Annotated in this window: 27 protein-coding genes and 1 tRNA gene; 10 read left to right on the forward strand and 18 right to left on the reverse strand. The window is 63.7% G+C overall.

Annotation, left to right across the window (positions count from 1 at the left end; genetic code table 11):
- Positions 1-128: 128 nt before the first annotated feature.
- Positions 129-1,274: a tRNA guanosine(34) transglycosylase Tgt gene (tgt, locus tag XH84_RS28620; protein WP_128919473.1), complete on the forward strand. Its 1,146-nt coding sequence runs from the start codon at positions 129-131 to the stop codon at positions 1,272-1,274.
- A gap of 14 nt (positions 1,275-1,288) precedes the next feature.
- Here tgt and XH84_RS28625 read toward each other — a convergent pair whose 3' ends face one another.
- Entirely contained in the window at positions 1,289-1,507 is a 219-nt protein-coding gene (locus XH84_RS28625) for a hypothetical protein (RefSeq protein WP_128919474.1), read from the reverse strand.
- Between the two features lie 223 nt (positions 1,508-1,730).
- Here XH84_RS28625 and cysK point away from each other — a divergent pair, with 223 nt between their 5' ends.
- A complete protein-coding gene (gene cysK / locus XH84_RS28630) occupies positions 1,731-2,708 on the forward strand; it encodes a cysteine synthase A (RefSeq protein WP_128919475.1) in 978 nt (325 codons plus the stop codon).
- 3 nt (positions 2,709-2,711) lie between these two features.
- Positions 2,712-2,954, forward strand: coding sequence for a BrnA antitoxin family protein (locus tag XH84_RS28635; protein WP_128919476.1), 243 nt, complete (start codon positions 2,712-2,714; stop codon positions 2,952-2,954).
- Between the two features lie 273 nt (positions 2,955-3,227).
- Here the strand turns inward: XH84_RS28635 and XH84_RS28640 are convergent, their stop codons facing one another.
- Positions 3,228-4,658 carry a caspase family protein gene (locus XH84_RS28640; RefSeq protein ID WP_128919477.1) on the reverse strand — a complete coding sequence of 477 codons (1,431 nt, stop codon included), beginning with the start codon at positions 4,656-4,658 and terminating at the stop codon, positions 3,228-3,230.
- A 167-nt stretch (positions 4,659-4,825) separates the two neighbouring features.
- A complete protein-coding gene (locus tag XH84_RS28645) occupies positions 4,826-5,734 on the reverse strand; it encodes a DMT family transporter (RefSeq protein WP_128919478.1) in 909 nt (302 codons plus the stop codon).
- 149 nt (positions 5,735-5,883) lie between these two features.
- Between XH84_RS28645 and XH84_RS28650 the strand changes: the two genes are divergently transcribed.
- The gene (locus XH84_RS28650; protein ID WP_128919479.1) at positions 5,884-6,282 is read left to right on the forward strand and encodes a RidA family protein; all 399 of its coding nucleotides are present in this window, start codon (positions 5,884-5,886) and stop codon (positions 6,280-6,282) included.
- A 52-nt stretch (positions 6,283-6,334) separates the two neighbouring features.
- Here XH84_RS28650 and XH84_RS28655 read toward each other — a convergent pair whose 3' ends face one another.
- The 3 genes from XH84_RS28655 to XH84_RS28665 form a co-directional block, all read right to left on the reverse strand.
- Positions 6,335-6,880, reverse strand: a complete 546-nt coding sequence (locus XH84_RS28655) for a hypothetical protein (RefSeq protein WP_164936256.1) — start codon at positions 6,878-6,880, stop codon at positions 6,335-6,337.
- The gene (locus XH84_RS28660) at positions 6,825-7,175 is read right to left on the reverse strand and encodes a hypothetical protein (protein ID WP_128919481.1); all 351 of its coding nucleotides are present in this window, start codon (positions 7,173-7,175) and stop codon (positions 6,825-6,827) included. The genes XH84_RS28655 and XH84_RS28660 overlap by 56 nt, the downstream gene beginning before the upstream one ends.
- A gap of 187 nt (positions 7,176-7,362) precedes the next feature.
- Positions 7,363-7,950 (reverse strand): formyltransferase family protein, encoded by a 588-nt coding sequence (locus tag XH84_RS28665; RefSeq protein ID WP_128919482.1) that lies wholly within the window; start codon positions 7,948-7,950, stop codon positions 7,363-7,365.
- Between the two features lie 542 nt (positions 7,951-8,492).
- Here XH84_RS28665 and XH84_RS28670 point away from each other — a divergent pair.
- On the forward strand, positions 8,493-8,711 hold the full coding sequence (locus XH84_RS28670; RefSeq protein ID WP_128919483.1) for a hypothetical protein: 219 nt from the start codon (positions 8,493-8,495) through the stop codon (positions 8,709-8,711).
- Positions 8,712-8,783: 72 nt separating this feature from the next.
- Here the strand turns inward: XH84_RS28670 and XH84_RS28675 are convergent, their stop codons facing one another.
- Both XH84_RS28675 and XH84_RS28680 read right to left on the reverse strand, forming a co-directional pair.
- Positions 8,784-9,086, reverse strand: coding sequence for a hypothetical protein (locus XH84_RS28675; RefSeq protein ID WP_027575377.1), 303 nt, complete (start codon positions 9,084-9,086; stop codon positions 8,784-8,786).
- Positions 9,087-9,233: 147 nt separating this feature from the next.
- Complete coding sequence (locus XH84_RS28680; protein WP_128919484.1) at positions 9,234-9,461, reverse strand: hypothetical protein; 228 nt, start codon at positions 9,459-9,461, stop codon at positions 9,234-9,236.
- Between the two features lie 263 nt (positions 9,462-9,724).
- Between XH84_RS28680 and XH84_RS28685 the strand changes: the two genes are divergently transcribed.
- Together XH84_RS28685 and XH84_RS28690 are read left to right on the forward strand one after the other, a co-directional pair.
- The gene (locus XH84_RS28685; RefSeq protein ID WP_128919485.1) at positions 9,725-10,810 is read left to right on the forward strand and encodes an AI-2E family transporter; all 1,086 of its coding nucleotides are present in this window, start codon (positions 9,725-9,727) and stop codon (positions 10,808-10,810) included.
- A 144-nt stretch (positions 10,811-10,954) separates the two neighbouring features.
- Positions 10,955-11,347: an NUDIX hydrolase gene (locus tag XH84_RS28690; RefSeq protein ID WP_128919486.1), complete on the forward strand. Its 393-nt coding sequence runs from the start codon at positions 10,955-10,957 to the stop codon at positions 11,345-11,347.
- 1 nt (position 11,348) lies between these two features.
- Here XH84_RS28690 and XH84_RS28695 read toward each other — a convergent pair whose 3' ends face one another.
- The 3 genes from XH84_RS28695 to XH84_RS41475 all read right to left on the reverse strand — a co-directional run bounded on the left by XH84_RS28695 (position 11,349) and on the right by XH84_RS41475 (position 12,819).
- On the reverse strand, positions 11,349-11,594 hold the full coding sequence (locus XH84_RS28695; RefSeq protein WP_430641974.1) for a hypothetical protein: 246 nt from the start codon (positions 11,592-11,594) through the stop codon (positions 11,349-11,351).
- A 205-nt stretch (positions 11,595-11,799) separates the two neighbouring features.
- The gene (locus XH84_RS28700; RefSeq protein WP_128919488.1) at positions 11,800-12,039 is read right to left on the reverse strand and encodes a hypothetical protein; all 240 of its coding nucleotides are present in this window, start codon (positions 12,037-12,039) and stop codon (positions 11,800-11,802) included.
- Positions 12,040-12,684: 645 nt separating this feature from the next.
- A complete protein-coding gene (locus XH84_RS41475) occupies positions 12,685-12,819 on the reverse strand; it encodes a hypothetical protein (RefSeq protein WP_283805925.1) in 135 nt (44 codons plus the stop codon).
- A gap of 25 nt (positions 12,820-12,844) precedes the next feature.
- On the opposite strand from XH84_RS41475, the gene XH84_RS28705 reads away from it, so the two are divergent.
- Both XH84_RS28705 and XH84_RS28715 read left to right on the forward strand, forming a co-directional pair.
- Complete coding sequence (locus tag XH84_RS28705; protein ID WP_164936262.1) at positions 12,845-15,949, forward strand: DEAD/DEAH box helicase; 3,105 nt, start codon at positions 12,845-12,847, stop codon at positions 15,947-15,949.
- A 1,297-nt stretch (positions 15,950-17,246) separates the two neighbouring features.
- Entirely contained in the window at positions 17,247-17,927 is a 681-nt protein-coding gene (locus XH84_RS28715) for a hypothetical protein (RefSeq protein WP_164936257.1), read from the forward strand.
- Between the two features lie 64 nt (positions 17,928-17,991).
- Here XH84_RS28715 and XH84_RS28720 read toward each other — a convergent pair whose 3' ends face one another.
- Both XH84_RS28720 and XH84_RS40075 read right to left on the reverse strand, forming a co-directional pair.
- The gene (locus tag XH84_RS28720; RefSeq protein ID WP_128919492.1) at positions 17,992-18,234 is read right to left on the reverse strand and encodes a hypothetical protein; all 243 of its coding nucleotides are present in this window, start codon (positions 18,232-18,234) and stop codon (positions 17,992-17,994) included.
- A 221-nt stretch (positions 18,235-18,455) separates the two neighbouring features.
- Complete coding sequence (locus tag XH84_RS40075) at positions 18,456-18,626, reverse strand: hypothetical protein (protein ID WP_164936258.1); 171 nt, start codon at positions 18,624-18,626, stop codon at positions 18,456-18,458.
- A gap of 1,355 nt (positions 18,627-19,981) precedes the next feature.
- On the opposite strand from XH84_RS40075, the gene XH84_RS28725 reads away from it, so the two are divergent.
- On the forward strand, positions 19,982-20,614 hold the full coding sequence (locus XH84_RS28725; RefSeq protein WP_128919493.1) for a hydrolase: 633 nt from the start codon (positions 19,982-19,984) through the stop codon (positions 20,612-20,614).
- A gap of 141 nt (positions 20,615-20,755) precedes the next feature.
- Here XH84_RS28725 and XH84_RS28730 read toward each other — a convergent pair whose 3' ends face one another.
- From XH84_RS28730 to XH84_RS40415, 5 genes are all read right to left on the reverse strand, one after another.
- Positions 20,756-21,424: a UPF0149 family protein gene (locus tag XH84_RS28730; protein ID WP_128919494.1), complete on the reverse strand. Its 669-nt coding sequence runs from the start codon at positions 21,422-21,424 to the stop codon at positions 20,756-20,758.
- Positions 21,425-21,792: 368 nt separating this feature from the next.
- A complete protein-coding gene (locus XH84_RS41015) occupies positions 21,793-21,924 on the reverse strand; it encodes a type II toxin-antitoxin system HicB family antitoxin (protein WP_347338750.1) in 132 nt (43 codons plus the stop codon).
- A gap of 211 nt (positions 21,925-22,135) precedes the next feature.
- Positions 22,136-22,211: transfer RNA gene (locus XH84_RS28740), tRNA-Lys, on the reverse strand.
- 422 nt (positions 22,212-22,633) lie between these two features.
- Complete coding sequence (locus XH84_RS28745) at positions 22,634-25,300, reverse strand: glycosyltransferase (RefSeq protein WP_128919495.1); 2,667 nt, start codon at positions 25,298-25,300, stop codon at positions 22,634-22,636.
- A gap of 128 nt (positions 25,301-25,428) precedes the next feature.
- Positions 25,429-25,627: hypothetical protein (locus XH84_RS40415; protein WP_208757106.1), on the reverse strand; the 199-nt coding region annotated here is incomplete at its 5' end.

The following is a 25,627-nucleotide window of genomic DNA, read 5'->3' on the forward strand; positions in this document are numbered from 1 at the left end:
TCGTTTTGTTTAACAAGGCCGGCGGCGGGAATAATCACGTCCATTGTGTCCCAGTCTGAGGCACCGACCGGCCGCTGCGTGGTTTGGCTGGGTTGATCGGCCTCCTCCGACACGCAATAAGCACCGCCATGAATCCCGACAATGATCTTCCCAATCACTTTGAGTTGCTCGCAACCGATGGCGCCGCGCGCACTGGACGCCTGACCACGCCTCACGGCGTGGTGCGGACGCCGGCCTTCATGCCGGTCGGCACCGCCGGTGCCATGAAGGGCATGCACTGGCGCGAGGTGCGCGATGCCGGCGCCGACATCGTGCTCGGCAACACCTATCACCTGATGCTGCGTCCGAGCGCCGAGCGGATCGCGGCGCTCGGCGGCTTGCAGAAGTTCACCGGCTGGAACGGGCCGATGCTGACGGATTCCGGCGGCTTCCAGGTGATGTCGCTGTCGGATTTGCGGAAGGTTACCGAGAACGCCGTCACCTTCCGCTCCCATATCGACGGTGCCAAGGTCGAGCTGTCCCCGGAGCGCTCGATCGAGGTGCAGCGCTTGCTCGGCTCCGACATCGCCATGCAGATGGACGAGTGCGTGCGGCTGCCGGCCGAGCGCGCCGACATCGAGCGCGCGATGCAATTGTCGCTGCGCTGGGCCGAGCGAAGCAAGCGTGCCTTCGAGAGCGCGCCCGACGGCTACATGCTGTTCGGCATCGTGCAGGGCGGCGACATCCCCCAGCTTCGTCATGCGAGCGCCGAAGGTCTCGTCGCGATCGGTTTCCACGGCTATGCGATCGGCGGCCTTGCCGTCGGCGAGCCGCAGGCGGTGATGCTGGCGATGATCGACGAGACCGCGCCGCGACTGCCGAAAGAGCGCCCGCGCTATCTGATGGGCGTCGGCACGCCCGACGACATCCTCGAAGCCGTGAAGCGCGGCATCGACATGTTCGATTGCGTGATGCCGACGCGCAATGGCCGCCACGGCGTCGCTTTCACGCGCTTCGGCCAGGTGAATTTGCGCAACGCGCGCCACGCCGACGATCCGCGTCCGCTGGATGAGGAGAGCTCATGGCCGTCGGCGCGCAACTGCGCGCGCGCCTATCTGCATCATCTCGTCAAGGCCGGCGAGACGCTGGGGGCGATGCTGCTGTCCGAGATCAATATCGCCTACTACCAGTTCCTGATGCAGGGCATCAGGAACGCGATCGCACAGGGAACGTTCGAGGAGTTCTATCAGCGTACGCGCGAGGATTGGGCGAGGGGCGACATCGCCCCGCGCTAGGCCACGACAGAACGTCAGTTACACAGGAAGCGCTGCTTCACGGCGTGCTTGGTGACGAAACCATAGCCGCAATTGTCGCAGGTCCAGAGATAGCTGATCATGTGGTCCGAGACGTAGGCGGATGCTTCGGCGGCGACCATGGAATCGGCGCAGACGGGACAGGTAGGCAATTCGCTGCAACGCGGATCGCGGTTCGGCGCGACGGTCGACAACACTTCAGCAACTGCTGACATCGTGGTGACCTCCCTGCTTTAAGACGTAAGTCTAACATAAGCAGAATCAGTTGACGAGGCCGCAACACAAATGCGTTGGTTTTCTGCTAATTAAAGCTCACGCGATTTTGCGATGCAGCGTATTTAACATGTGCCGCATTGTCGCTTGCGTGTCGTCGCAGGCTATCCGTAACTGCGCAAGAGCTGCGTAAGAAGCGCAAATTGTCGCCACAGGGAGTTCATCATGGACGCATCGTCCACCACGGGTGCAGCGCACCAACCCGGCCGCGGCCGGATCTATGACTCGATCGTCGAGGCCTTCGGCAATACGCCGATCGTGCGCTTGCGCCGGCTGCCCGGCATGCACGGCGTGAATGCGACGATTTTGGCAAAACTTGAATATTTCAATCCTGCCGCAAGCGTGAAGGATCGCATCGGCGCGGCCATGATCATCGCGATGGAGAAGGCGGGCATCGTCAAGCCCGACACCGTGCTGATCGAGCCGACCTCCGGTAACACCGGCATTGCGCTTGCTTTCGTGGCGGCTTCGCGCGGCTACCGCCTCAAGCTGGTGATGCCGGAATCGATGTCGATCGAGCGGCGCAAGATGCTGGCCTTTCTCGGTGCCGAACTGGTGCTGACGCCGGCGGCGCAAGGCATGAAGGGCGCGATCGCCGCTGCCGAGGAGCTGTTGAAGACGACGCCGAACTCGGTGATGCCGCAGCAGTTCAAGAATCTCGCCAATCCCGAGGTGCACCGCCGCACCACCGCCGAGGAGATCTGGAACGACACCGGCGGCAATATCGATTTCTTCGTGGCCGGCGTCGGCACCGGCGGCACGATCACCGGCGTCGGTCAGGTGCTCAAGCCGCGCAAGGCCTCCCTTCGCGTGGTCGCGGTTGAGCCGGAGGAGAGCCCGGTGCTGTCGGGAGGACAACATACCCCGCACAAGATCCAGGGCATCGGCGCCGGATTCGTCCCCGACATCCTCGACCGCGCGGTGATCGACGAGATCGTGAAGATCAACTCGACGACCGCAATCGAGACCGCGCGCGCGCTGGCGCGGCATGAAGGCATTCCGGGCGGCATCTCCTCGGGTGCGGCGATCGCGGCTGCGCTGCAGATTGGCAAGCGGCCGGACGCTGCGGGAAAAACCATTCTGGCGATCGTGCCGTCCTTCTCCGAACGGTATCTTTCGACGCCTTTGTTTGAAGGAATCTAGGACATGGCAGATCAACCACCGAGGCGGCCGCGCACGCTTGGCGATGCCAGGACCGAAGCGGAGGCAGCGTTCAAGAAGGTGACAGCCAAGGTCGCCGCGGCGCCGCCCAAGCAAACTGCCGTTCCCGGCATCAAGGAGCAGGTCACACTGCGCATCGATCAGGACGTGCTGGAGTTCTTCCAGCAGAGCGGCCCCGGCTGGCAGGATCGCATCAACGAGGCGCTGCGAAAGGCCGCGGGGAAGTAACGGACCTCATTGCGGGTCGGGACCAGAATCCTTCCGTCCGTGTCCCGGACAAGCCGCAACGCACACGCGTTGCGGCGCAGAGCCGGGACCCAGAAGCCGCGAACTCCTCTGCGATATGGGCCCCCGGCAGTGCAGTGCTGAAGGAGCGCTGCACTGCGTCCGGGGCACGAGGAGAGACTAGGCACTGCTCCCACACCGTCATGCTGCGACACCGTCGTACCAACAAAAAAGCCCGGCGCGAGCCGGGCCTTTCTATTTCAATCTCGCTTCGGCTCAGCGGCGGAACATGCCGCCCATCATGCCGCCGACGACGCCGCCCACGAAGGCCGCACCTGCCGCATCGCCGGGGCTGCTGCGTTGAGGAGCCGGCGCCGGCTGGCTGCTCTGAGCCGGGGCACTGGCCGCGCGCCGGGCCGCCTTCTGGCTGTTGTCGCTCGCGGTCGCCGGGGCAGCCACGATCTCCGAGAGCAGGGCCTTGTGCTGCAGCTTGTTGAGGTAGCCCGATGAGGGATAGCCGCGCGCTGTCTGCCAGCGCTTGAGCACGGACCGCGTCTCGTCGTTGAATGCGCCGGTCTGCTTGGTGTCGAAGCCGAGCGCCGTGAGGCGACGTTGCACGTCGCGGCGTTTGTTCTTGTCGAGGCCGATCTGGTCTTCGGTGAGCTGGGTGGCCTCATCGGTGAAGGTTGCGGGATCGATGCCGGCGTTGAGCGTGCGGGTCGCGGTCGAGGGGCCGCTCTTGATCGCCGCGAGGCGTGCCAGCGCCAGCGCCTTGAACTGACCGTTTGGATAGGCGGAGAGATAAGCGTTGAGCTCTTCCGGCTTGTTGGACTCCTTCACCGAGCGCCAGTATTCGAGCTCGACGCCGTCCGAGCTCCCGGTCGCCGCCGGCACCATGCCCGCAGCGGTCGGGGCTGCATTGGCGACCTGGGCAGCCGGGGCCTGATTGAGATAGACGGAGCCGGTCAGGTTGGTGTGGCCCCAGGGCAGCTGGCCCTTGCGGGTCTCTTCGTTGACCTGGGCGCGCACCGACGTCATCGCCTGCTGGATCTCGACGCCGGGCTTGGTGATGTTGTCGATCAGCGCACGCGTGAACGGGCTGTTGTTGCCCTCCTGACCATCGAGCGCGGTCTGGCCGGGGCCGGTGGCGAATGCGATGAGGGTACCTTCGCCGGATTTCATCTCGGCGAGACCGCTCTGCACGTTGACGCTGCGGGTCGCGGAGTTCGACTTGATCTTGGCGGCGAACGGATTGTCGCGGCAGGCATCGAGGAAGACGAGCTTGACCTTGGCATCGCCCATAGTCTGCTCGAGCGTCAGGTCGATGTTGATGGCAGCCCCTAACTTGACGTCCATTTCTGATTTGATGTCGGCATCGACGGGCAGCAGGTAGTTGGTGCCACTCACGGCGATGCCGTGGCCGGCATAATAGAACAATGCGATGTCGGAGCCCTGCGCCTTGCGTCCGAAGTCGAGCAGCTTCTCCGTCATCTGGTCGCGGCTGAGATTGGACCCTTCGATCACCTCGAAGCCGACATTGCGCAGCGTCGCCGCCATCGCCTTGGCGTCGATCGGCGGGTTCGGCAATTGCGCGACGTTCTTGTAGGAACCGTTGCCGACGACGAAGGCGACGCGGCGGTCAGCCTTAGCGGCACTGACCGACAGCGCCATGCACATCAGCGAGGCGAGGAGGGTGAGATAGCGCATTCTGAAATCCCCAGAATCGAATTGCAGGCAGCAACAAATTGGCAACGAACCTACACGAAGTGCCCGACTTCGTGCCATCAAAACGGCGGTCCGCTGCGTTCAACCCGCTGCTGTGTGGCCGAATGTGCACGGTGGAGCGCCGCTCCAACGTGATCTAAATCACACGGCTACTTCGTTTTGTCGCGCGAGGCGGCGCGAGGTTCACGGTGTCCCGGCGGGATCGCTGGCCCCGGCTTCAAATTCAGGAGATTGCCGCACAGGATCAACGCCGCGCCGAGCACGGTCCAGCCGTCGAGCCGCTCCGAATAGAGCAGCCAGCCGGCTGTCGCGGTCAGTGGAACCCGTAGGAAGTCCATGGGAACCACGATGGTCGCATCCGCGTACCGGAGCGCACTGGCGAGGCAATAGTGCGAGAAAGTGCCGCAGACCCCAATGACAAACAACCATCCCCATAAACGAGGCGACGGCCAGATCCACACCGCGAGCGTCGGCAGCAAGCCCACGACGGCCTGCACCACGATCATCCAGAACAGGATGGACAAGGCGCTTTCGGTCCGCGTCAGCGACTTCGCCAAAATCATGGAAATGCTGAAGCCGATTGCAGCCCCGAGCGCGATCAATTGCCCTGGATTGATCTCGCTGGTGGCGGGCCGCACGATCATGACGACGCCGACGATGCCGAGCGCGACGGCGGCGATCTTCCAGAGCGTCATGCGTTCAGACAGGAACGTCGCGGCCAGCACGGCGGTCCAGATCGGCATGGTGAATTCAATCGCGACGACCTGTCCAATTCCGATCAGTGTCAGTGCGTAGAACCAGCCGAGCTGGGCAAAGTAGTGAACCCCATTGCGTGCGAGGTGCTGGGGCAGGCGCTTGGTCGCGACCGCCTTGAAGCCACCGGCGCGGTAGATGATCGGGAGAAGGAACGTGAACCCGATCACCGAGCGTACTTCCATGATTTGGAAGACGTTCAGCTCGCGCGTGGCCTCGCGCCCGGCAACCGCCATGACCAGCATCAGCGACAGCCAGCCGGCCATCCACAGTGCAGCCATCGTTTTGGACGGTGTCGTGCTCATTGGTGGCGATGGCTGGAGGTGGAATGTGGAAGGACGGTCGGTATCGGCGACATCGCCGCCGTTTGCAACGTCCAAATCTGCGGATGCAGCGATGCAGCGGGTCGTGCTAGGCATCATCGAACAATGACAAAATCGGGAGAGCTTCGCTCATGCGCATCTTGCAGCCGGCCGAATGGAAGAAACCGCGTGGCTTTTCCCATGGCGTCGCGTTCGAGGGGCCGGGTCGCTGGGTGGTCCTGGCTGGCCAGACCGGCGGCGACGAGGCCGGCAATTATGCGCCCGACATGGCGGCGCAGGTCGAGGTGGCGCTGAAGCGCATCATCAAGCTCCTGAGCGAAGCCGGCGCAGGTCCCGAGCACATCGTCCGCCTGACCTGGTACCTGACCAGCCGCAGCGAATATGAAGCAGCCGGTGTAGGCATTGGTGCGGCCTGGAAGGAAACGCTCGGACGCAATTTCCCGCCTTCGACGCTGCTCTATATCGGCGGCCTCGTGGACGACCGTGCCAAGGTCGAGATCGAGGTCACGGCGTTCGTGCCGGACGCATAAAAAAATCGATCCGGCGCGGGCGCCGGATCGATTGTCATGTGGCTCTATCGGCTTATCGCGACATCGAGATGTTGGCGCCGCGGAACTGGCTGTCGGCGCGCATGGTGACGGTCTGCTTGTTGCCGCTCGTCCGCAGCGCGATGTTGGCGTTGAAGCTGGCGGCGGAGGCCACCACCTCGAAGTTTCCGCCGCTGCCGCGGCCCTGGAGCGAGCCGGAGATATTGCGGCTGGCCTCGGACCAGCTGCCGGTGATGGCATTACCCGCCGACTGAACGCTCGCGGAGAGGATGAATTTGTAGGCGTCGCTGGCGCAAGTCAGCGTCATTTCCATCGTGGGGCCGATGGGGGCGTATTTGGCCCGACAACGGATGCGTTCCGTCGATCCGTCCTCGAGGCTGACGGTGCCGCCGCCGCTCCAGCTGCCCGCCATCGGGGCGAACGGGCCGGACTGGGCCTTGCTTTCGGAGGTGACGATTCCCGCCGCAAACAAAACGGCGGCCGCGATCAGCAGCCGCCGGCTCCGGGCGCAAGCCTCAATTGGTTTATTGGCGCGATGCTTCCCATCGCCCGCTGCACGGTATGCCTGCAGATGCTCCATTCCACTTCCCCGATCCGGCGTTGCCGTTGAGTTGACCGTTGGCATATGCACCATTGATCGAAACTTTCACAAGTCCCCCGCTACCGATGGTGCCGGAAACGTTAGCGCCGGGGGCGGTAATCCTGCCGTCGGCAACCGTCAGCATGGAGCTCGCGGTCGGCTCGCAGGAGCCGCTCTTGGTCACGATCGTGACCTGCCAGTTGCCGTCATAGGGCGTCTGGGCAAAGGCGGAAGCGGCGAGGGTGCCGGTGAAAACTGAAGCGGCACAGAACACCGCAATGCGAGCAAAACGCATAAATTCCGTCCTTCAATGTGTCTGATATGCTGTCGCTTATCTGGACCAAATGTGACGGAAATTTGTTGCAATGCCAAATCGAAAATTGTTCCTGTGGAAACAATGGTTTATTTGTGTTTCCGAGGGCAATTTTCGAAGCAGAATCAATGCTGCTTCAAGTTAAGAGTAAACGCCGGGAGAGGCCCCTTCAGGACAGGCTTGGCGCGGAGGTCGCGAACTGCTCGTCCTGAGTCTTGGCGGGCAGCGCCTTGTGGACCTTGGCGTAGTCGATCACATCGGCGAGCAGCTTGAGGCCGAGGGGTGCCAGCGCGCGCTCCCAGAGTTCCCGCGCCGTCTCGCCCCTCTTGACGAAGCACCAGTCCTGGGCGGCGATGGCGCCGGCGTCCATGCGATCGGCGAGGTGGTAGATCGTGCCGCCGGCGATCGGATCGCCTTCCTTGATGGTCCATTCCACGGCGGCCTTGCCGCGATGGCGCGGCAGCAGCGAGGGGTGATAGCCGATCCCGCCGAACTTGGCGGCGGCGAGCGCGTCCTTGCCGATGCGGGCGTGGCTGTGCGCCGTGATGATCAGATCGGTATCGGGGCCAATCTCGGAGGCGACGACCAGCTTCGGGTTAGCCTGCACCACGACCTCGATGCCGGCCGCCTTGGCGGTCGCGGCGAGGCGATCCTCGGCATCGGCGACCACGACCCGGACGATCGAGACGCCGTGCTCCCGGAGCATGTTCAGGGTGGTCACGCCGAAATGGCGGGAGCCGACGAGGGTAATGCGCATGGGTATCCGATCCGGTCTCGCAACTGCGTCATCCCCCGATAACACGTCCGGACGCCCTGTCACCACCCGCGCAGCGTTTGCGCGGGTTATCAACAATGCACCGAGGCGCGGGCTGCGATGGAGGTCATGATGCGCAGCCTGCCGTTCCGGTGCTTCCATGGCGGGCGCAGATTGCCGCGCACTTAACCCGCGTCACCGATGAGCATTGCCGCGCGGCCACGGTGGGGCGGCAAGCGGACGATAAGTCGGTTCCTGTGTTTCGTTTTTAACAGAGGGAGGCTGAGCGGGCTGATAAGAGTGCGTGGACCGGGGCTGGCGACATTTCAACCCGCATCCGTTTTTAAAACCCGGTTTGGGCCGCTGGCGCAATCGTCAGCGGCCTTTTCAATGCCGCGTACCACGAAATCACCTGACGGTAACGCGATCTCAACCAGCCGGGCGTATCGACGAATCCGTCGCGGATTTGTATTGCGTACCGCGACACCGAAAATGTCCCGCCGGCGTGGGTGCGCCGCGCGGGCCTTTTCGCCGGGACAAATTTCATGCCGCGCGCCATTGAGCAGATCGTCGACAGCTATGTGCGGCTGAAGAACCGCCGTGGGCTCGACGAGCTGATGATGCACCGGCAGCGGCTCGCGGTCGAGCTGAAGGGCAGGTCCGGATATGATTTCAGCCTGCCGATCGGCCAGATCGACGAGGAGATCGCGATCATCGAGGCCGGCCTTAGCCGGCTCAAGGCAAAGAATTCCACGACGATCTAGCGGGGCCTGCGAGGTAAGCTCTCGCGAGGATTCGGCGACGACGCATCGTCGCCGGGTCGACACGCTTGTCGCTCAATCGCGCCGGCCGCCGTCGATCACGGTGAACAGCGGCCGCGCCGGGGTCGGCTCGACCAGTAATTCCTCGACCAGCGCGGTTGCCGCGTCGACATATTTGCGTGTCGGCTTGTCGAGAGGGCGCTTGGCCTCGTCGTCGAGCGCGACCTTTGCGGCCTCGACCAGCTTGCGCATGCGCGCCGCGTGGTCGTCGCCCGCCGTCAGCGTCGCGCGTGCCAGCGACCGCAGCACGAACAGCTCGCCCTCGAGGCGGAGCAGGCGGTCGTTGAGCCTGGTAAGGACGGCGTTGAGGTCGGCCATGATTGCTGGTTCGGCGCGAAGGATCCGTTCTGATCTAGCGGCGATCGGTGAACGGAGTCCAAACGGCGCCGCTGCAATTCGGCCGATCCTCCGGTCGGTCTCGGACGGCCGTGCGGTGCAATCAGAGATGCGCGCGTGGTGGATGGCCTACCATTCGACGTCCGCCCAGCGCCTCCCGAACACGGGTGGCCGTGTCTTCACGGCTTGCCAGCCGAAGAAATGATGCTTGCCGGACCAGGCGTGCACCACGCCGCTGCAGATGCTGCACTTGAAGCTGCCGACGTGGGCTTCGCTATGTTCCTCCCTGGTCGCGGTGTAGTTCATCCCGCAACCCCCACAGGTGAATTCTTCGATCGTCCAGATGCTGTTGGCCATTGCACGGAATGCTTTTTGTTGACCCCGCTTGCACGGTAGTCACGGTCGTTTGCAGCGGCGTAAACCGGCGCGGGGAAATCCGGTTAATGGGCGTTAGCCAAGGCGGGAGGGCGTGCTATCGTCTTTCGAATGCGGAATGGCCCGATGTAATCCTCATCGCGGGGCCGGCCAGTTCCCAGTCGTCTTGACGCCGGATGCGTTGCTGGCAATAAGGGCTGGGCCTCGCAAGCACCGGAAGTTGCGTTCATGCCGCAAGGAAAGCAGTGCCCGTGAAAAGTCTCCGTCAGCTTCTGACGGGAGAGGACGTCATCCAGCTCGTGATCCGGCTCGGCCTGCTCGCCCTGTTGATCATCTGGACCTTCCTGATCATCCGCCCGTTCGTGCCGATCCTGGCCTGGAGCGGCGTGCTCGCGGTTGCGTTCTATCCGGCCTTCAGCTGGGTCGCCAAGGTCCTCGGTGGCCGGCCCAAGACCGCAGCGGCGATCCTGACCATGATCACGCTCGGCATCGTCATCGGCCCGGCGACCTGGCTCGGCATCAGCGCGGTCGACGGCGTGCGCGAGCTGGCGCGCCAGCTCGGCACCGGCGATCTGGCGCTTCAGAGCGCCCCCGAGCAGCTCAAGTCGTGGCCGCTCGTCGGCCCCTGGCTCTACGACCTCTGGGACCAGGCCTACACCAACGTCCGCGCGGTGGTGCGCGAGGTGGCGCCGTATCTCCAGCCGCTGGCGGGCCCGCTGCTTTCGCTTGCCGGCGATGCCGGCGTCGGCACGCTCCAGTTCCTGGTCTCGGTGTTCGTGGCCGGCTTCCTGTTTCCGCATGGGCCGCGGCTGGTCGCGGCCGGCCGCGGCTTCCTGTTCCGCATCGTGCCGGAGCAGAGCGAGCATTTCTTGTCGCTCGCGGGCGCGACCATCCGCGCCGTGGCGCAGGGCGTGATCGGCGTGGCGATCGTGCAGGCGCTGCTCGCCGGCATCGGCTTCAAGCTCGCCGCCGTGCCGAGCGCCGGCCTTCTCGCCTTCATCGTGCTGCTGCTCTCGATCGTGCAGATCGGCGCGTTCCTCGTGCTGCTGCCGGTGATCATCTGGATCTGGACTGCCAAGGACGTCACCACGGCGCTGCTGCTCACCGTGTTTCTCGTCCTCGTCGGCTTCCTCGACACCATGTTGAAGCCGCTCGTCATGGGGCGTGGCCTGACCACCCCGACCATCGTGATCTTCGTCGGCGTGATCGGCGGCACGCTCGCCCACGGCATCGTCGGCCTGTTCATCGGGCCGATCATCCTGTCGGTGGCCTGGGAGATGATGATGGCCTGGATCAGAACGGAAGACCGGGCAGGGGCGGGCAAGAACTGATCTCGCCGCGAGCGGCGCGATCCGCCCGCGGTGCCGCGCCAGGACGTCCGACGCCTTGCGGCCCGTGATCAAGGCATGCCGCGAACTTGTCTGTTCGACTAGACAAGTTACGATTGGGACGATTCTGTTTCAACGACGGCAGCGATGGCGAAATCTTCCAAGCTGGTTGCCGCGAGGCGCGGCAAGGTATTGTTGGTCCGACGCCGGTCGGACGGCCTGTGGATGTTTCCGGGCGGCCGCAAGCGTGCGCGCGAGTCCGCGAAGGATTGCCTGCGGCGGGAGATCAGGGAGGAGCTTCCCAAGCTGAAGCTCGGCAGGATCAGTCTCTGGAAAGAAGTGAAAGCGAGGAACAAGCGCTCCGGCCGCAAGATGAGCGACGCGATCTTCATTGCCAAGACGGCCAAAGGCAGGCTGGCGATTGGCGACAAGAAGGAGATCGACCGCGCCGCCTGGCAGAAGCCGCGCGGTATCCGTCTGACAGCGACCTCGCGCTACATCCGCGACCGCCTGTTTCCGAGGAAGCAGAAGCGGAGGTGAGCTAGTCCTCGCGTCCCGCCGATCGCGTCCGTCCGGCGAACGATCTCGACTGAGCCGCGCGCGGCTCTGGAGCGGCCAGTCCGGCCGCACCGGCCTCCCGCATCTCCTTGCGGGCTTTGCGCGCATTGCGCATCGCGCGCTTGATGAAGGGATGCTGGGAATCCTCGGCGAAGAACAGCACCACTTCGCAACTCGGACACTGCCTGGAATAGCCGTCCTGCAACCGCCCGGCGCGATCGCGAAACACGTTCTTGCACCGCGTGCACTGAATCTGGACCGAACCCATGCGCGGACGACAATGATTTTGAGAAATGGATCTTCAGCTGATCCCAAATGTCTGAAGAAAGCTTGAATGCGCTCGCGGTTGGATGTCGTAGAACGCGTGCGGCGAGGTGCCGTCGGCCGGCCGCGGCGGGCGTCGGAAAGATCCGGTTCGAACGGCCCGCCGGCCGTTATTGCCGGGCTGCCATCGTGTCCAGACAGCGGTTGAGAAAAGCGGTGCAATCCCTGGGCAGCACCTTCTCGAGATCCGCCTTCAGCGCGCATTCGCGTTGGCGCAATTGCTCGGCCCGGCGCTTCTCGGCTGCCTCGCGATATTCGGGAGCAACCTTGTTCGGATCGACCAGCGCCTGCGAGCGGGCGGGTGCCATCGCAAGCAGTGCGATGGCGGCGATGAAAAGGAATGGTTTCAAATGAGCCTCCGTAAAAGCGGCATCCTAGCGCGCCGCGCCTACGCGCTCAAATGGGACGTGGTATCCCGCTCCGGCGTGATTGAACGGGTGGACCATGGCGGCCGCCCCCGGCGAAGCTTTCGGCCGGCGGCTTTGGAACGACTTGGCGTGGCGGGCGTCGAATCCTTGCTCTCGGCCCAGCCCCAAGCCCCCCAAAGCCCCGGGCCGCGAGAAAACCTTCCCCACAAAGGTTGGCGACCTCAGGGCCCCCGCGCTGAGGTCGTTTGTTTGCCGCAAGATGTGTGAACCAGTTCACAAGCGCGCGCTGAAATCGCTGCTATGAAGACGTCATTGCTTGACCAGTTCATTTTGCTCGAAACACCCCAGCGTGGCTCCAAGCGCTGGGGTTTTTTCGTTTCTCTCCCTGCGCAGAATGTTTACAATCGCGCCAAGCGTCGCATCGACAGACGCAGATCCCGCGCCGCGCCAGTTCCGTTCCGAGAGGTCGATCAACCAGCCCTGTGTCGGGATCGTTGCGCCGTGCTGAACGTTGCCACGAGGCGTGCGTTCACGGGGCAAATCTCATATGCATGGCGCGACGTCGCCGAATCGCAAAATGACTGCGGCTGGCGTTCAGTTGACGACGGTTTACGACCAGAAACGGATTCAAGTGAGGCTTACCAAGAAGGCGCGGGTGGCCAAGAGGTCGCCGAAGAAGACGTTGCCGAGCAGGACGTCGACAAGCAAGGCGTTGCCGAACAGGACGTCGCCAAGGACGAGCAAAGCGGTGCAGCGGGCCACGATCTCGTCGTCGTCGCCGCTCGGGGTGCTGGCTCTGCATCTGCTTGCCCAATGGAAGCAGTCCGGCCGCAGCGGCATCGTTTTTCTCGCCGAGAACGAGAACAGGGCGGAGCGACTGGGCAGCGTCATTCACGCGCTCGACCCCGCCTGCGAGGTCTTGGTGTTTCCGCGCTTGAACACCTTGCCGTTCGATCAACTCGAGCCGTCGCACGAGCTCGCGGGGCGCAGAGCCTCCGTACTGAGGCGCCTCGCGAAATCCAAGAAGCCGCTCTTTCTCGTCTCGACGGCGGAAGCCGTGATGGAGCGCCTGCCGCCGCCGGCGAGCCTGTCGCGCCTGAGCGTGAGCTTGAAGGTGGGCGGCGCGTTCTCCGAGCGCGAGCTCGAGGCGCGCCTCGAAGCCCTCGGATACGATCTCGACGACGAGCCCGATTATCCGGGCGGGGCGCTGTTCCACGGCCAGACCTTCGAGATATTCCCCGCGGGCGCGCTGGGGCCGTTCCGGATCGAGCATTCGGATCGCGCGATCAAGCGGATCGTGGCGTTCGATCCGAACGAGCACAGGATCATCTTCGAGACCAGGGAGCTTCTCGTCGATCCCATGTCGGAGCGGCTTGGCCTTGCCGGCAAAGGCGGCAAGCGCGCCAGCCTGTTCGACTATTGCGGGCGTGCCAAATGGATCGCCGACGCAGGAGTCCCGGTGCATGCCGACGTCTGGCTCGATACGATCGAGGAGGCCGCGCCGCGCGCGGAGCGTGAACGCGAATATCTCGGACGGCGCGATTGGAAGCAGCTCTCCAGGGGCATGAAGGTGCTGCCGCGCGCGGCGTCCTTCCAGACCATCCCGGAGTTCTCCAAGCTGACATCCGCCAGGAAGGCGCTGCGTGCTTTCATCGAGGAGACGCGGCGGGCAAGTTCGCGTCTGATCCTCGCCGCTGCGCAGGAGGACGATCTGCGCGTGATGGAGCGCATGAGCGGCCTCAAGGCGCCGCGCTGCGAAGACTGGGACGAGGCGACGAGCGGGCGGAACGGCGAGGCGGCGCTGTTGGCCGATCTCGATGCGGGCTTCGTCGTGCCGGGCAAGAAGCCTCTCGTCGTCGTGACGGCCTCCGACGTGCTCGGCAGCCGGGCGCATCATCCGCAGCCGATGGCGCGCGCCTGGAGCACGGCCTTCGACCATGCCGATGTGCCCGAGCAGGGCACCGTGGTCATCCATCTCCAGCGTGGCCTCGGCGTGCTCGATGGCCTGCAGAACGTGAACACCGGCGGCGGCGGCTTGCGCGAGATGATCCGCCTGAAGTTCGCCGGCGACAATGCGGTTCTGGTGCCGCCGTCCGATCTCGCTTTGATGTGGCCTTACGCGGCCGAGCTCGGCAAGCTCTCGCTCGACAAGGCGGACGGCAGCACGTGGTGGGCCCGCCGCACGGAAGCGGAGCGCGAAATCCAGGCCGCCGGCAAGACGCTCGCCAAGCACATCAGCCAGCGCCGCCGGCGGCGCGGCGAAAAGCTGGTTCCGCCGGGCTCGGCCTACGAGAAGTTCGTCGCGCGTTTCCCTTACTTCACGACGATCGACCAGGCCAAGGCGATCCACGACGTGCTGGACGATCTCGCATCCGGTCATCCCATGGACCGGGTGATCTGCGGCGACGTCGGCTTTGGCAAGACCGAGGTGGCGCTGCGGGCGGCGGCGGCCGTCGTGCTGTCGGGCAAGCAGGTGGCGGTCGCGGTGCCGACGACGGTGCTGGCCCGCCAGCATGTCGCGACGTTCCAAAAGCGCTTTGCGCCGTTCGGCATCGAGGTCGGCAACCTGTCGCGGGCGACCTCGGGCGCGCAGCTGCGCGAAACGAGAGAGGGACTGCGCAGCGGCCGGATCAAGGTCGTGATCGGCACGCAGGCGCTCACGGGCAAGGATGTCAAGTTCGATGATCTCGGCCTCGTCATCATCGACGAAGAGCAGCATTTTGGCGCGGCCGAGAAGGCGAAGCTGTCCGGCCTTGCCAAGAACGTCCATGTGCTGATGATGAGCGCGACGCCGATCCCGCGCACGCTCGCCGCGGGCCTTGCCGGCTTCCGCGACCTCAGCGTGATCGCCTCGCCCCCGGTACATCGGCTGCCGGTCGCGACCCGGATCGCGCCGCTGTCGGATGCCGCCATCGCCTCGGCGCTGCTGCGCGAGCAACGCCGCCACGGCCAGAGTTTCCTGATCTGCCCGCGCATCCAGGATCTCGATCCGATGCTGGCGCGGGTGCAGGCGGTGGCGGGCGACTTACGCATCGTCTGCCTGCACGGCAGATTGGCGGCGGACGAGATCGACGACCGCATGATGAGCTTCGTCGAGGGCAGGGCCGACGTGCTGCTCGCGACCAACATCGTCGAGAGCGGCCTCGACATTCCCCGTGCCAACACCATCGTGGTCTGCTGGCCGGAGAAGTTCGGCCTCGCCCAGCTGCATCAGCTGCGCGGGCGCGTCGGCCGTAGCGGCATCCGCGCCTTCGCCCATCTCTTGACCGAATCCGAGTCCGGACAATCCGAGAAGCGGCTGGCCGTGCTCGAGGAGTTCAGCCGGCCCGGCGCGGGCTTTGCCATCAGCGAGCGTGACCTCGATCTGCGAGGTGCAGGCGACCTGTTTTCCGAGCAGCAATCCGGCCACGTCCAGGTGTTTGGTCCCGTGCTCTACAGCCACCTTCTGAAAATGGCTTCGGAGAAGCTCGACGAGGGGCAGGCGGTGTGGGTGCCGGACCTGAACCTGCCGCTTGGTGAGATGCTGCCCGAGAGTTACGTGCAGTCCGAGCCGGTGCGGCTCGAGCTCTATGCCCGCGCCGCACGATGCACCGACGAGGACGACCTCGAAGACCTCGAGGAGGAAACCGCCCGCCGCTTCGGACCCTTGCCGAAGGTCGCGCGCGACTTCTTCGCCGCAGGAAGGCTCAGGCTCGAATGCAAGCGACGAGGCATCGTCCGCCTCGACGTCGGCCCTGAAGCTGCGGCCGCGACGTTCCTGCCCGGACGCCTGCGCAAGTCGCGCGGGAAGTCACTGCAACGCTACGGCGACCGCGTGGTCTATCACGCCAAGATGCAGGGCGCGCCGTTCGAGCGGGTGGAGGAGCTGTTCGAGCTGCTGGACGAAGGCTAGGGGCTCGCGCCTTCGTGAGCACAGAACCTTCGGTTGGCAGACCTGCAACTCTCGCAGCGGCCGGGCTTCTTCAATCGCGAATTCATGGCGGGAACCCTGCCTGATCATTATAGTTAATGAAGCTTGGCGATGGAGATTGTCCGATGTCCCGTGCCATCCCTCCGATCATTGTCGCGATTATCGCAAGCGCATTTCTGTTGGTTCTGGCGCAAGCAGGCGGTGCAATTGCCGGGTCCGGGGGAGCGGGCATGGGGACGGGACCGGGTAGCGCAGGTGGGTCGGCACCTTCCGGAATGGGGACGAGTGCAGGCAATGCGGGTCCCTCAGCGCCTCCAGGGATGGGGATTAAAGACGCCGCCCCCGGTGGAAATCTGGGCACCGACAACGAACCGATCAATCCGAACGTTCAGTCAGCCACGCCCGCGAGGTCGCGGGCGGCAGCTCAGGCCGCGAAAAATGCCGGGGTCGGCCACGCTCCAAATGGTCTGCCGATCGGCGCAATTGGAAGCGGCACGAGCAATGAGGATCAAATGGCCACTGGCCCCTCCCGAAACAGCTTCCGGCCGGCAACACAGTCTCAAGGAAACACCAATGTTGGTTCAGAAGGTCTGCCAGGGAGAGGCGCGAGTCCTTCAGACCAGATCAGACTGCCGCGAGCCGCACGAGCTGGGGACAAGGTGCTGGACGCCAAAGCGCAGGTTGAGCGACGAACAACTGTGTCGCGCAGACGCGTTCCGAGCCCGATACGGCCAGGTTTGTAGCCTGCGAGCGAAAGGGCGAAGAGATAGGATCGGGGTAATGCGTCATCGCCCTCGACCACAGCCTCGATGCGGGACGCGCGGCTCGAACTGTGGAGGAGCTGTTCGAGCTGCTGAACGAGGGTAGGGAACTTCAAAATTGCGAAAACAACCCCATGCACAGTAGCTAAGTGGCGCTGGCACAAGGTTTTTTGAATCCGGCGGGAAGGGTGCGTTTGCCCCGTCCGGGCAAAACAGGGTATTCGCAGGCTTTGGCGAATCCGTCCTTCGGAATGTTGAGCCAGCAACGGCTGCCGTGGGGTGGCCAAAGGCCGGAAGCGCCGTGCCCACCCTACGGTAGCTGTCAGCGCGGCCCCCCTGCTGCGCACGGCCCCGTACTCGAACGGAGGCGCCGGGCCCGTCGGCCGGCCGGGCCGCTAACGTGGAATTAATCCGAAATGCTCACAATTTTAGGCAGTTGTGTAAGGGTGCTGCGTACAAAGGACTCGTCGTGAGGACGTTCCAGGAGGCGGCTTCCTGTTGCTCGCTCATTGGGGTCCATGCACGTGACCACGACATTCGAAACGGCAAGCTTTGCCGAAGAGCTCGACGCTGCAGCGCTTGCAGCCGCCGCAGCAACGCACGAACCCGAAACTCCCGAAACTCCCGAAGCTTTGGAGCCGGTCAAGCGGTCCAGCCGGAAATCGATCCTGGCCCTTTCGGTGTGTGCTTTGGCCATCAACGGTGCGGCGGCCATCTATACGTCGCCGGCCGATTTTTCGTCGCTGAACCTCGGCAGCCTGGCGGAACTGCTTCCGCGCCAGGAAGCGCCCGTGCCAAAACCGGATCCGGTCGTCGCTGCCCTGAAGGACATTCAGGCGGCCCAGCAGCAACACACCGCGTTGCTGCAGCAGAACAATCAGGCTGCGGATCAGAACTCGGTTCTGCTGCAGCAAGATTCAATGCTGCTGCTGTCGCTGCGACAGAGCATCACGGACGAACGGGTCGATGTGAAGAAGATCTCGTCGCAGCTGTCCACGCTGATCGCGAAGGTCGACTCGCTGCAAAGCACGATGATGATGTCGGACGTGACGTCCTCCATTCGAAAAGCGCATGCGCGCTTTGGACTCTCCGCCGCGTTGCGCAAGCGGATGGTTCGGGAGACCAAACCTCTGGGGCCGGTCTCCGTTGGCGGCGCTCCGCTGAGCGTGCCGGCTGCAACGCCGGCGCCGGAAAGCTGAGGCGACGTCAAGCTGATCGGCGACGACGACGCCCACGCTGGTCCGGCGGGCCGGATTGGCGCCGTCACTTCAAGGCGTGATCGATCTTGTGCCCCAAATGCCCGGTGTCGTGATCGCGACGCAACTGGCTCAATGACGTCTCGTTCAGCTGGGCCAGGACCTCGCTGAGCTGCGTCGCATCGGGATACCCGGCTGCAAAACTCTTGCCGTAGATCTTGCGCAACGTGCCGACCAGCGTGTTGCCGTGCTTCTTGCTGATCGCGCCGTCCTTGTCGCGATGGCGGCCATCCAGGCCCGATTCCTTCATGTGTCTCTCCCGTGCGGCGTCTTAAGCGCCTGGAAGGGAGCCTGCGCCCAAACCGGTGGACTGGCAATGGTATGGCGCGCCGGTCGACGGTCGGCCAGTGTCACGGGAAGAGCGCGCAATTATCTCGGAGCTTGTGAAGCTGCGAAGCAAAACAGCGCTGGCTGAACAATGCCTCGTCGAACGTCGGCAGAGGCGGATAGCAGCAGGCGGGGGGCTCGGAACTAGGCGGCCTGCTCCTCGAACGAGGTATAGACCCGGCCGCTGGGATCCACGACCTGAACGTCCCAGCAGCCGTCCTTGACCAGCTCCTTGGCCTTCTTGAGGGCGGCGGCGAGCGAAGGCCGCTTGAGACTGACGACGCCCGCCGTGTCGAAACCGTTAATTTCAAACATGCCGCTCCTCCGATTTTGCTGAATCCTACACCTTTCCGGCCGGTTGTCTTCCGGCTTTTTGAGGCGTGGCTGCCTGGAGCCGCCGCAGATGCGACGCAATGGCAGGGTGCGGTCGTCGAGAGCACCGTCCCGCGCAGTGCGCTAGCTCGGCTATCCCGACCTTAATCGAGCGGGATGGTGTCCACCCGCAGACAGGGACGGCACTGGTAGGCGTGCACTGCGGGAAGCGTGAAGATCGCCGGCAGCGTGGCCAAGAACGTCATCGGCCGTCTGCACTTGGAGCAGATCAGAACGGGCGGACTGTCTTTCGCTGCGCAGATCATCGCCAAAATGCCGGAAGGGATGGGGCACAATAGACGGATGCTGCGGGGAGTTCATCTCGGGGCGACTACTGGACTCCATCGGAAATTGGCGGGGTCTTGCGACAAAGCGGCAGCAATTGCACGACCGTCGTTGTCAGACAGAGGGCAGCGTGACGAATACTCTCGCCGTGGGATTGGTGCCGCCGCACCAGGCTCCTGACCAAAGGTCAAGCCGGCGGAGCAAACTTGACTGGGCACAGCATCTTCAATCCAGCGCGGCGATCGGCGACGGCTACCGATCAATAGTCTTCGCGGTAATAGCGGTGTCGCCACCGTGGGCGGTACTCCTCCCTGTAGTATCGGCGCGGCTCATAATAAGCGCGGGGTTGGCGCGCGGCTTGATACTCCGGCGGAATGACGCCGTTCGGATAACATCTTCCGTAGATATCGGTATCATACCCGTAGCTGCACGGCCCCTCACGGACCTGAACCAAGTTGGGCGTTTCGGTCTGGGTTACTGCGGTCGTCCCGAGCTGGAGCGCAAGGACTGCAGCAGCTGCTGCGCTGGTCAAGGGCATGTTCAGTTCCTCCCATGGTGTAGGAGCTAAACGCCGCAGAGCCGCGCGCGGTTTCCAGGTAAAGAGAATGGATTTTCGTCCCTGCGGTCGCGGCATTCATCGTCTATTCATCACTGCGCGAACGGGCGGACTGTCTTTCGCTGCACAGATCATCGCCAAAATGCCGGGAAGGGAAGGGCACAACCATAGACGAATGGAGCTTTGTCGGCGTTTATAGCTTGAGGGTTCAATGCGGGCCAGGCGGCCCCCTCAGGTACGTAACGAATCGGCCAGACGATCGTCGCCTTGCGCTAGCGCTTCGGCACAAATGCCAATTGCACGATCTCTTTGAGGATGACCTGACCCTCTCGCCCGCCCGGCAAACCCGTCGGCAATGGCGCACTGGACGGGATGAAACTGCGAACCGCTACGTGATCGTTTCTGATATATGTTTAGCTCAGACGACGCTTCACTTCGAACGCGAAGGAGGAACAACGTGACAAAGACCCAGCCCGAGCCCGTCCGAGAGGCCGATCATCTTCTGACACCGAAAAACTGCATTCTGGTCCTGATCGACTACCAGCCTGAGCAATATTCCAGCGTGACTTCATCCTCTCGTGAGGAGATCACCCTCAATGCGGTTGCGCTCTGCAAACTCGCTCAAGCCTACGGCATCCCCGTGGTGCTCTCGACGGTGGCGGTTGATATGGGCGTGAACGAAGGCACGATTCCGGAGATCCGCGCGGCTTTGCCGGGAGTGGAAGAAATCGACCGTACGGGCGTCAATGCTTGGCAAGACGATGACTTCCGCAAGGCGGTCCAGAACACGGGGCGGCGCAAGGTGGTCATCGGCGCGCTTTGGACCGAGGTCTGCCTGGCCTTTCCGACCCTCGACATGCTGGCCGAAGGCTACGAGGTCTATCCGGTCGCCGACGCGGTGGGCGGCATCTCGCCGGTCGCGCACGAACGCGCGTTCGACCGAATGATTCAGGCCGGGGCAAGACCCATCACGGCGATCTCGTTCGGCTGCGAGATCATGCGGAACTGGGCGCGCGGAGATTCCGACAACCTGCGAGAAGTCATGCGATGGTATTTCCCTCAGCATCGCCGTCTGCACAAATCGGCTTAACGGACGCGGATGTTGTGCTGCATTCAAAGTGTCTTCGCCGGTTAGCGCCCCGCCTCCGAACCACCGCAAGGCGCACGAACGCGATTCCTGCCGCCCACGTTTCGACATTGACGACTGTGCTGGTGAGGATCGCGGTCTCGCTCAGTTAAGTCCGCAGCATTTCTTATACTTCTTGCCGGAGCCGCACGGGCATGGCTCGTTGCGACCGACCTTCCTGAGGCCTGCCGCTGCCTTTGGGACGATGTCCTGAGGCGGCCGGTAGTTGGCAAGCCGCCATTCGTTGAGAATGACGACCCAGTCGGCGATCTTGTCAGGTGCTGCGGTCATGATGGGATCGTCGAGCTCGACCTTCTTGTCTCCCCGGGCAATCTCGGCGAGCAGCAGCATCCCATTCATCGCCGCCGCCGTATAGGCATCGGCGTCGAGCAGCACCTTCCAGGCCGCCGGGCGCAGCGCGACGGCCTTCTCGAAGCCCGCGATCCAGATTTCCCAGACCACGTCGTCATTGTCGACGGTGAACAACGGACTGTAGCGTTGGGGATGCTCCATCAGCGTGAGCGCGACCTCGTTGTAGTGCTCCATCACCAGCCCGAGAACCCGATTGGCATGATCGAGATTTTCGAAGACCGGCGTCTGGTCCGCGCTGTCCTCATGCCAGACGACGGGCAGCCAATCCCTTGGCATGATCAGCTCCGGGCAGGTCAGCAAGCCGGCGATGAAGCCGTCAAGCTCGTCGACCAGCATGGCGTCATCGCCGAGGGCGAGCAGTTCCTCGTCAAGCTGCTTGGTGCGTCGCGATGATTCAGACATGGGCGCCTTCAAGTCCATGACGATAGTTGGTAGAGCTGTTCCTGCGGAATGACGTGACACGCGCTCGAACGGGAATCCATGTTTGGCTCCGGCCTGATCCAGCGCACTCTCAAGGTGGTTCGTCGTCGGAACGTACCTCAAAGAAGAGCGCTAGGCGGCTTGCCCCTCAAACGAGGTGTTGACCCCGCCAGTAGGACGGGGGAGCTAGCTCAGAACCCCTAGCCATAACCTGGGGCATAGCCTCACGAAGGTAAAGTCTTTCGATTCAACTTCCCGGCCGCCGCTCGTCGCAGGTGCGAGGGCACGGAGATGGGGCGATGGTCTTCCTGGGCAGCCTCGATCCAACATGCAATTGCATCCTGCACATTCTACACCGCTTCGAATTCGGTGGCGCCGTCGGACATGCAGCCGGGAAGGTCGGGCACGGTCGCAACGAAGCCACCGCCGTCTTCCTCCGACAGCGGCTCGATGATGATCTTGTAGTACGGACGCTCGTCCATGTGGTCTCAATCTCGCAGGAAGGCTGTCAGCAAAGAATGATGGGTTTCGCAAAGGGCTCAACCGATCCTACGCGCTGCTTTATCGAGCCTTGAACAGCAAGTTGATCAGAAAGCATTCTTGCAGTTCAATAGTGGCTGCTTGAAACCAGCTCATCGCTTGGCGTGCGTTTGAAATGTGCAGCTGTACTTGGGTAGCCGTGCGGGGAGCTATTGGTGAGCGCGCTGGGGCTCGAACCCAGGACCCCGTGATTAAAAGTCACGTGCTCTACCGGCTGAGCTACGCGCTCCCATGACCGCTGATGGCTTAGACGTAGATCGCCATCGTGCTCGGACATTCGAGAAGCATGTCTTGCCGCTGGGCTTAGGCTTGCGTCGCGGGGAAAAACCGGCTGTTTCCGGATCATGCTCTCGGCCTGCGCTGTGTAGGGGGAGTGGCCGCGCAGGTCAATAGTCCGGGGCGCTGCCGAAACTCTTGGCAGAAGCGGTGATTTGCTCGCCCTATCCGCCGCTTAGGCCGGGATTCTCAACCCGATTGGCGGCCACCATCCACGCTGAACTGTCAGAGCTTGCCGGTCGAGCCGGCCTTTCATGGTTCGAGACGCCCGCTTTGGCGGGCTCCTCACCATGAGGGTCTTCCATCTCGCCGCGAAACGCGACCTCATCCTGAGGGCCCGCCGCAGGCGGGCGTCTCGAAGGATTTGCCCGTCCGTCAGTTCGTCTCCCGCCGCACCTCATTCGGCACGGCTTGCGGCGCGCCCACGGGGGGCAGCGCGACCGGGCGGAGCCCGATCAGCTCGGCGGTGCGGATCGCGCTGTCGCGCCAGAACTGGAACGAGTTGATGCGGCTGAGTTCGAGGATGGCGATGGCGACGGCCGCCAGGAACGGCAGGCTCTGCAGCACCAGCACGCCGGCGAAGATGTAGATCTCGGTGATCTGGCGGAAGCTGTTGCTGGCGATCAGGACGCCGGCGCCGACCAGGAGCAGGGTGCCGATCACGGCCTCCCAGAACGCCTGGAACTCGATCGACATCCTGCTGAGGCCGCCCTTGGAGGTGCGGGCGAAGGCGATGTGCTCGGTGATGAGGCCCTGCGCGACCGCGCGCGACACCGTCCACTGCACGCTCATCGCCGCGATCATGGCGCCCAGCATCTGGCCGGGCTTGATGGCGACGCGGGCGCGGTACATCGACAGGAAGTGCACCAGCGAGACGATGAAGGCCCCGATGATCGGCAGCGTCAGGATCTTGTCGGGGATGGCGATGTCGGCGAAGGCGACGATCGGGACCCAGACGAGGTTGAGCAGCGCCACCACCACGCCGAGGCTCTCGGCGCCGAGCCAGTTCAGCCAGCCGAGGCCATATTCGCGCTTCTGGTCGGAGGTCAGCCGGCTCGCGCCCGGCAGGAAGCGGCGCCAGTGCTTCTTGACGATCTGCAGGCCGCCATAGGCCCAGCGGTGACGCTGCTTCTTGAACGCCTCATAGGTGTCCGGCAGCAGGCCCGCGCCGTAGCGGGTGTTGGTGTAATGGGTGGTCCAGCCGAGCTCCTGGATCGCTAGGCCGAGATCGGAATCCTCGCAGATCGTGTCGGACGACCAGCCGCCGGCCATGTCCATCGCGGCGCGGCGGATCAGGCACATCGTGCCGTGCACGATGACTGCGTTGAGCTCGTTGCGCTGGACCATGCCGATGTCGAAGAAGCCGGCATATTCGCCGTTCATGATGTAGTGCATGATCGACAAATCGCCGTCGCGGTGCTCCTGCGGCGCCTGCACCAGGCCGACGCGTGGATCGGCAAACGCCGGCACGAGATCCCTAAGCCAATCGGGCTCGACGACATAGTCGGCATCGAGGATGCCGATGATCTCGGCATCCGCCGCGGTGCGGTCCATCGCGATGCGCAGCGCACCCGCCTTGAAGCCTTGCACCTTCTCGGCGTTGATGAACTTGAAGCGTTCACCGAGCGCGCGGCAATGGTCCTGGATCGGCTGCCAGAACGCGGGGTCGGGCGTGTTGTTGATGATGACCACGCATTCGTAGTTCGGATAGTTCAGCCGCGACAGCGCATCCAGCGTCTGCTTGAGCATGTCGACCGGCTCGAAATAGGCCGGGATGTGGATCGAGACCTTCGGGCAGTAAGTCTCGGGCACGTTCTCGACCGGCTTGTCCTTGGCGATCAGCCGCTGCGGCGGCCGGCCGAAGGCGACCGCGGCGATCTCGTCGATGCGCGCCATGGCGATGAGAACAAGAGGAACAAGGAGGATCATGCCGAGCGTCAACGCGAAGGCCGAGCCGAAGATGAAATAATGGCTGTTCCAGAACGCGAACACGGTCGCGGCCCAGGCGCCGACGCCGTTGGCGGTCGCCGACAGCAGGAAGGCTTGTTTCGCGGTCGGCTTCTCGATCCGTAGGATCGGCAGCGACAAGAGGATGCCGACCAGCAGCGCGATGCCCATCAGCTTCCAATAATCGGGGTTCTCGACCGGACCGGTCCAGGCGAATTTCGGCTCGCGGCTGGCGTTGAGGATGCCCCAGTACGGACCGACGCCACCTTCGAAGAACTTCCAGGGCTGATCGATCGCTTCGACGATGTTGTATTCCATGCCGATGGCTTCGGCGCGGGTGACGAAGTTGCGCAGGATCAGCGCCTGCTGGAACGGACCCGGGTCGGCGTTGCGTAAGTTGTAGCCCTGGCTTGGCCAGCCGAATTCGGCGATCACGATGCGCTTACCCGGGAACAGGTTGCGCAACAGGTTGTAGCGGTCGACGGCCTGGTCGACCGCCTGGTCCGAGCGGAAGTTTTCCCAATAAGGCAGCACGTGCGCGGCGATGAAATCGACGCTGGAGCCGAGGTCGGGATTGTCGCGCCAGATGTTCCAGATCTCGCCGGTGGTGACGGGCACGCGGACCGAGCCTTTCACCTTCTTGATCATGTCGATGAGGTCTTCGACCTTCTGCTCGCCGCGGTAGATCACCTCGTTGCCGACGACGACGCCGACGACATTGCTGTTCTTGCGGGCAAGGTCGATGGCGGCCTTGATCTCGCGCTCGTTGCGATCCTTGTCCTTGTCGATCCAGGCGCCGACGGTGACCTTGAGGCCGAACTCGGCCGCGATCGGCGGCACCAGTTCCACGCCGCCGGTGGACGAATAGAGGCGGATCGCGCGCGTCATGGTCGACAGCGTCTTCATGTCGGCGCGGATTTTCTCGACCGTCGGGATGTTGTCGATATCTGGGTGAGCCGAACCCTCGAACGGCGCGTAGGACACGCTGGGCAGCAGGCCCTTGAAGTCGGGCGCGGGTTCCTTGTCGCGCAGGACTCCCCATAGTCCAGCGTGAAGCGCAGACACAAGCAACAGAACGGCGGCGACAACGCGCATCGCGGCTAAACCAAAAGGGGCTGAGGTGGCAGGGAAGCGGATCCGACCCCGAGATCCGACCAAGTCCGCGGCAAAGGAAGCATATCTCTGCCGCGCCGTTTCACAACTGTCATGGCCTCATGTCCTTATCAGGGCATGGCCTTTTCGAACAACGCGCGGCAGTGCCAACCGGGTCTATGGCCGATCGTTCCTGAACGACAGCTGAAACGACCCGCGGCTATTTCTGCGGCGCTGGCGTCGGGCTTGCCGCAGGCGAGGGGCTCGCGGCCGGCTGCGGTGCCGGCGGATTGCCGGACGCCGGGGCCGCGGGCTGGGCGGCCGCGGCCG

It is taken from the genome of Bradyrhizobium nanningense, assembly GCF_004114535.1.
In the GTDB taxonomy this organism is placed as follows: domain Bacteria; phylum Pseudomonadota; class Alphaproteobacteria; order Rhizobiales; family Xanthobacteraceae; genus Bradyrhizobium; species Bradyrhizobium nanningense.

Excerpts from the sequence above, each read along its gene's own strand:
- tgt (WP_128919473.1), top strand. The coding sequence starts at position 129 with ATGAATCCCGACAATGATCTTCCCAATCACTTTGAGTTGCTCGCAACC.
- XH84_RS28625 (WP_128919474.1), bottom strand. The coding sequence starts at position 1,507 with ATGTCAGCAGTTGCTGAAGTGTTGTCGACCGTCGCGCCGAACCGCGAT.
- cysK (WP_128919475.1), top strand. The coding sequence starts at position 1,731 with ATGGACGCATCGTCCACCACGGGTGCAGCGCACCAACCCGGCCGCGGC.
- XH84_RS28635 (WP_128919476.1), top strand. The coding sequence starts at position 2,712 with ATGGCAGATCAACCACCGAGGCGGCCGCGCACGCTTGGCGATGCCAGG.
- XH84_RS28640 (WP_128919477.1), bottom strand. The coding sequence starts at position 4,658 with ATGCGCTATCTCACCCTCCTCGCCTCGCTGATGTGCATGGCGCTGTCG.
- XH84_RS28645 (WP_128919478.1), bottom strand. The coding sequence starts at position 5,734 with ATGAGCACGACACCGTCCAAAACGATGGCTGCACTGTGGATGGCCGGC.
- XH84_RS28650 (WP_128919479.1), top strand. The coding sequence starts at position 5,884 with ATGCGCATCTTGCAGCCGGCCGAATGGAAGAAACCGCGTGGCTTTTCC.
- XH84_RS28655 (WP_164936256.1), bottom strand. The coding sequence starts at position 6,880 with ATGGAGCATCTGCAGGCATACCGTGCAGCGGGCGATGGGAAGCATCGC.
- XH84_RS28660 (WP_128919481.1), bottom strand. The coding sequence starts at position 7,175 with ATGCGTTTTGCTCGCATTGCGGTGTTCTGTGCCGCTTCAGTTTTCACC.
- XH84_RS28665 (WP_128919482.1), bottom strand. The coding sequence starts at position 7,950 with ATGCGCATTACCCTCGTCGGCTCCCGCCATTTCGGCGTGACCACCCTG.
- XH84_RS28670 (WP_128919483.1), top strand. The coding sequence starts at position 8,493 with ATGCCGCGCGCCATTGAGCAGATCGTCGACAGCTATGTGCGGCTGAAG.
- XH84_RS28675 (WP_027575377.1), bottom strand. The coding sequence starts at position 9,086 with ATGGCCGACCTCAACGCCGTCCTTACCAGGCTCAACGACCGCCTGCTC.
- XH84_RS28680 (WP_128919484.1), bottom strand. The coding sequence starts at position 9,461 with ATGGCCAACAGCATCTGGACGATCGAAGAATTCACCTGTGGGGGTTGC.
- XH84_RS28690 (WP_128919486.1), top strand. The coding sequence starts at position 10,955 with ATGGCGAAATCTTCCAAGCTGGTTGCCGCGAGGCGCGGCAAGGTATTG.
- XH84_RS28715 (WP_164936257.1), top strand. The coding sequence starts at position 17,247 with ATGCACGTGACCACGACATTCGAAACGGCAAGCTTTGCCGAAGAGCTC.
- XH84_RS28720 (WP_128919492.1), bottom strand. The coding sequence starts at position 18,234 with ATGAAGGAATCGGGCCTGGATGGCCGCCATCGCGACAAGGACGGCGCG.
- XH84_RS40075 (WP_164936258.1), bottom strand. The coding sequence starts at position 18,626 with ATGTTTGAAATTAACGGTTTCGACACGGCGGGCGTCGTCAGTCTCAAG.
- XH84_RS28730 (WP_128919494.1), bottom strand. The coding sequence starts at position 21,424 with ATGTCTGAATCATCGCGACGCACCAAGCAGCTTGACGAGGAACTGCTC.
- XH84_RS41015 (WP_347338750.1), bottom strand. The coding sequence starts at position 21,924 with ATGGACGAGCGTCCGTACTACAAGATCATCATCGAGCCGCTGTCGGAG.
- XH84_RS28745 (WP_128919495.1), bottom strand. The coding sequence starts at position 25,300 with ATGCGCGTTGTCGCCGCCGTTCTGTTGCTTGTGTCTGCGCTTCACGCT.